Here is a 4,361-nt window from a genome sequence, read left to right on the forward strand (position 1 = left end):
CCGCGAGCGCGGCGAGCTGCTCGTCGGTGGGCCGCGCGCCTCCGGGCAGCGCGGGCGCCGCGGGCGCTCCCGACACCGGGCGGGTGACGAGCCCGATCTCGTAGACCGCGAGGTCGGTGAGCCCGCGCGACACGTTGCGCCGCACGGTGTCGAGCAGCGTGACCAGCAGGTTGGTCCGCATCAGCGGCTTGTCGTCGGCCATCGGGTTGACGAGGCGGAGCGCGTTGCGGCGCTCGTCGTCGGCGGGCAGACCGAGGGCGTCGTACTCGGGGATGCCCACGAACGGGTAGCTGAGCGTCTCGACGAAGCCCGCCTCGGCCAGGGCACGCGCGACGGAGCGCCGCGTGCGCTGCTCGGCCGTGAGCCCGCGTCCGCCGGAGGCTGCCGGGAGAACCGACGGGATCTGGTCGTAGCCCTGGATGCGCACGACCTCCTCGACCAGGTCGGCCGGTTCGGTCAGGTCGGGCCGCCAGGACGGCGCGGTGACGGCGAGCACGCCGTCACCGGCCGCCTCGACCGTGGCACCGATCTCCTCGAGCGTGCTGCGCACCTGCTCGGGGGTGTACTCGACGCCCGAGAGCCGCGTCGGCTCGGTGACCTTGAGCGAGATGGGCCGGCGGCTCGTCTCGGCCGTGTGGTCGAGGTCGCTCACCGCGGCGTCGGCGGTGCCGCCGCCGAGCTCGACGAGCAGGTCGACCACGCGCTGGGCCGCGACCGCGGGCAGCAGGGGGTCGACGCCCCGCTCGAAGCGCTTGGCGGCCTCGCTGGAGAGCTTGTGCAGGCGGGACGTGCGCGCGACCGTGATCTGGTCGAAGTGCGCAGCCTCCACCAGCACGTCCGTCGTGGTGTCGCTGACCTCGGACGACGCCCCACCCATGACCCCGGCCAGGCCGAGCACGCGGCTGCCGGGTCCTGCGGGCGAGTCGGTGATCAGCAGGTCCTCGGTGTTCAGGGCACGGTCGACGTCGTCGAGCGTCGTGAGGCGCTCGCCCGCCGCGGCCCGGCGCACCACGATCGGCGCCGCGACCTTGGCCAGGTCGTACGCGTGGAGCGGCTGCCCGAGGTCGAGCATCACGTAGTTCGTGATGTCGACCGCCAGCGAGATGGACCGCATGCCGGAGCCCTCGAGGCGGTGCTTCATCCAGGCCGGCGTGGGCGCGGCCGGGTCGATGCCGCGCACGATCCGCGTCACGAACCGGTCACAGCCCGTCACGCCGTTGATCGGCGCGTCGTCCCGCACCTGCACCTCGAAGCCGTCCGGCGTGGCCGCCGGCTCGGCGCCGGTGGCCAGGCCGTGGTCGGTGAACTTGGCGCCCGTGGAGTGCGCGTACTCGCGCGCCACGCCGCGGTAGCTGAACGCGTACCCACGGTCGGGGGTCACGTTGATCTCCAGGACCTCCTCCCCGAGGCCGAGGAGCGCGATCGCGTCCTGGCCGGGGGTGAGGTCCTCGGCGGCGAACCCGTGGCGGGTCAGCACCAGGATGCCGTCGTGGTCGTCGCCGATCCCGAGCTCGCGGACCGAGCAGATCATGCCGTCGGACACGTGCCCGTAGGTCTTGCGAGCAGCGATGGGGAACGGACCGGGCAGGACCGTGCCGGGCAGCGAGACCGCGACGAGGTCGCCGACGCCGAAGTTGTGCGCGCCGCAGACGATGCCGCGCGCGCCCTGCTCGTCGTTGTGCTCGGGGCCCACGTCGACCCGGCACCAGTTGATGGTCTTGCCGTTCTTCTGCGGCTCGGGGGTCATCTCGAGCACGCGGCCCACGACGAGGGGGCCGGTGACGGCGGCCGGATGGATCGCCTCCTCCTCCAGACCCACCTTCACGAGGTCGGCCGCGAGCTGCTCGGCGGTCAGGTCGGCGGGCAGGTCGACGTGGTCGGCGAGCCAGTCCTTCACGATGAGAGGCACTTCAGATCTCCGTCCCGAACTGGGTGGAGAAGCGCACGTCGCCCTCCACGATGTCGTGCATGTCCGCGATCGAGTGGCGCAGCATGAGCGTGCGCTCGATGCCCATGCCGAAAGCGAAGCCCGTGTACTCCTCCGGGTCGACGCCCGCGGCGCGCAGCACGTTGGGGTTGACCATGCCGCAGCCGCCCCACTCGATCCAGCCGGCCCCGCCCTTCTTCTGCGGGAACCACAGGTCCATCTCGGCCGACGGCTCGGTGAACGGGAAGAACGCCGGGCGCAGGCGTGTCCTGGCCTCGGGGCCGAACATGGCCCGCGCGAAGGCGTCGAGCGTGCCCACCAGGTTGGCCATGGTCAGGCCCTTGTCGACAGCGAGGCCCTCGACCTGGTGGAACACCGGCGTGTGAGTCTGGTCCAGCGCGTCCGTGCGGAACGTCCGGCCGGGGCAGGCGATGTAGAGCGGCACACCGCGCTCGAGCAGGGAGCGCGCCTGGACCGGGGAGGTGTGGGTGCGCAGCACGAGGTTCGAGTCGGCGCCGTCCTGGCCCGCGACGTAAAAGGTGTCCTGCATCTGGCGGGCCGGGTGGTCCGGGCCGAAGTTCAGGGCGTCGAAGTTGAACCACTCGGCCTCGACCTCGGGCCCGTCGGCGATCTCCCAGCCGAGGCCCACGAAGAAGTCGGCGATGCGCTCCTGGACCAGCTCGATCGGGTGCCGCGCGCCGGTCGTCGTGCGCTGCACGGGGAGGGTCACGTCGACCGTCTCCTCCAACAGCACGCGCGCGTCACGGTCGGCCTCGAGCTCCGACTGGCGGGCGGCGATCGCCTGGTTGATCCGGCCGCGGCGCGGGCCGACGAGCTTGCCTGCCTTCGCCTTGTCGGGTCCCGGCAGCGCGCCGATCCCCCGGTTGGCGAGGGCCAGGGCGCTGCGGTCCCCCGTGTGCTGCGTGCGGACGGCCTTCAGCGCGTCGAGGTCGCCGGCCTTGGCGATGTCGTCGAGAGCGGACTTGACCGCGGCGTCGAGTGCCGCCTCGTCGAGCGGATCGATGGGTGCCTTCTCTTCGGGCGTGGACATGCTTGCCTTCCTGGCGGATTCGGGAGCCGGCCCGCTCCCCTGCTCGGGAACCCGTACCGGCATGTGAAGTCTAGGTGCCCGCCAGGGCTCAGGACGCGTTGTCCACAGGGCGGCTCAGTGCCCGCGCGCAGCGCTCGCCGCACGGCCCGTGGCGGGCCGCATAAATCGGCGGGTGAGTGGCTGCATGCCGTCATCATTCCATGCGTCGGCGAGCCCGGGCAACGTGGATACGGGGTGGCGCGATCGCGCTTGGCACACTTTTCATGAGTGTCGGTAGGCGGGCGTAGCCTCGCCCCACCCGCCGCGTGAACGCTGCCCGTTTTACGGCTTTGGACTTGGTTGGGAGCGACCAACCCATGTTGGCGACGTGCGGTGGCATATCGTGAAGCGGTGCGTTAATGTGGAACACATGTTCGAATCTGGTGGGAGTGAGCGAGGCGCGTCGGCTGGTTCACCAGCCTCTTCCCTGGGGCGCCCGCCGCACCGCTCACCAGCACTTCGGGCAGTCATGTCTCCGTGGTCGGGGCGGCCCTGGTCCCGGCCACGGAGGCGGGGCTCGACGGCCACGGGCAGGTCAGTACTCGTGCGCTCAGCCCTCGAGCGACCAGGTCTCGACGATCTCGTAGCGCGGACCGCCCTGCGGCCCCTCCCCCGGATGGGACTCCAGGAGGGCGAACGAGTCCGCGGTCCAGTCCGGACCGGCGTACACGGAGAGCGCTTGGGCGGCGGGCTCCAGGGCCGACCGCGGCTCGGATCCCGCACGCTTGCCCCAGCGGTCCCGTCCGCGCGGCGGCTTCACCTGGCCGGCTCGCGCACGGGCGACGGTCACGTGCGCCCGGTGCGGCTTCACGTCGTCGGGCACCTCGCGGGGCGAGGCCGCGAGGCAGTCGGTCGCCAGGTCCCTCAGCGCGGCCGTGCCGCCGTCGACGCCGATCCACAGGACGCGGGCGCCGAACGAGCCCGCGCCCCGCAGTCGCAGGTCGATCGGCCCGTGCTTGCGCGCGACGTCGGACAGATCGTCGCGGAGCTCCGGGACCGTTCCTTCCGGGAGGTCGGCGTAGAACGCGAGCGTGATGTGCAGGCTCTCCCGGGGTACCCACCGCGGAGATGCCGGCACGCCGTCGATGGCAAGCCCGAGATGGTCAAGGACGCTCTGGGGCGGGATGACCGCCGTGAACAACCGCACCCGACGATCCTAGAGGCGCTCCCCGCGCTCCGGGGAGCCATTTCTCACCGGCGACGACGACGGCGCGTGAGCGCCCACGCGACCGCCGCGGCCGCGAGCACGAACGCGATCTGGCCCCCGAGCACGATCCGGTTCACGTCGACGGCCGGCACCCAGCGCACACCCTGGTCGTCGACGACGAGCGCGCCCGCGGGCCC

Annotated in this window: 3 protein-coding genes; all 3 read right to left on the bottom strand. The window is 72.2% G+C overall.

What is annotated here, in order from left to right; genetic code table 11:
- Positions 1-1,909 (bottom strand): phenylalanine--tRNA ligase subunit beta (pheT, locus tag PROKR_RS12565; protein ID WP_051432934.1); only part of this gene is annotated, 1,909 nt, incomplete at its 3' end.
- Between the two features lies 1 nt (position 1,910).
- Positions 1,911-2,978, bottom strand: coding sequence for a phenylalanine--tRNA ligase subunit alpha (pheS, locus tag PROKR_RS12570; RefSeq protein WP_036963704.1), 1,068 nt, complete (start codon positions 2,976-2,978; stop codon positions 1,911-1,913).
- A gap of 589 nt (positions 2,979-3,567) precedes the next feature.
- Positions 3,568-4,164: an RNA 2',3'-cyclic phosphodiesterase gene (gene thpR / locus PROKR_RS12575; RefSeq protein ID WP_036963706.1), complete on the bottom strand. Its 597-nt coding sequence runs from the start codon at positions 4,162-4,164 to the stop codon at positions 3,568-3,570.
- Between the last annotated feature and the right edge of the window lie 197 nt (positions 4,165-4,361).

The organism is Promicromonospora kroppenstedtii DSM 19349, from assembly GCF_000515355.1.
In the GTDB taxonomy this organism is placed as follows: Bacteria; Actinomycetota; Actinomycetes; order Actinomycetales; family Cellulomonadaceae; genus Promicromonospora; species Promicromonospora kroppenstedtii.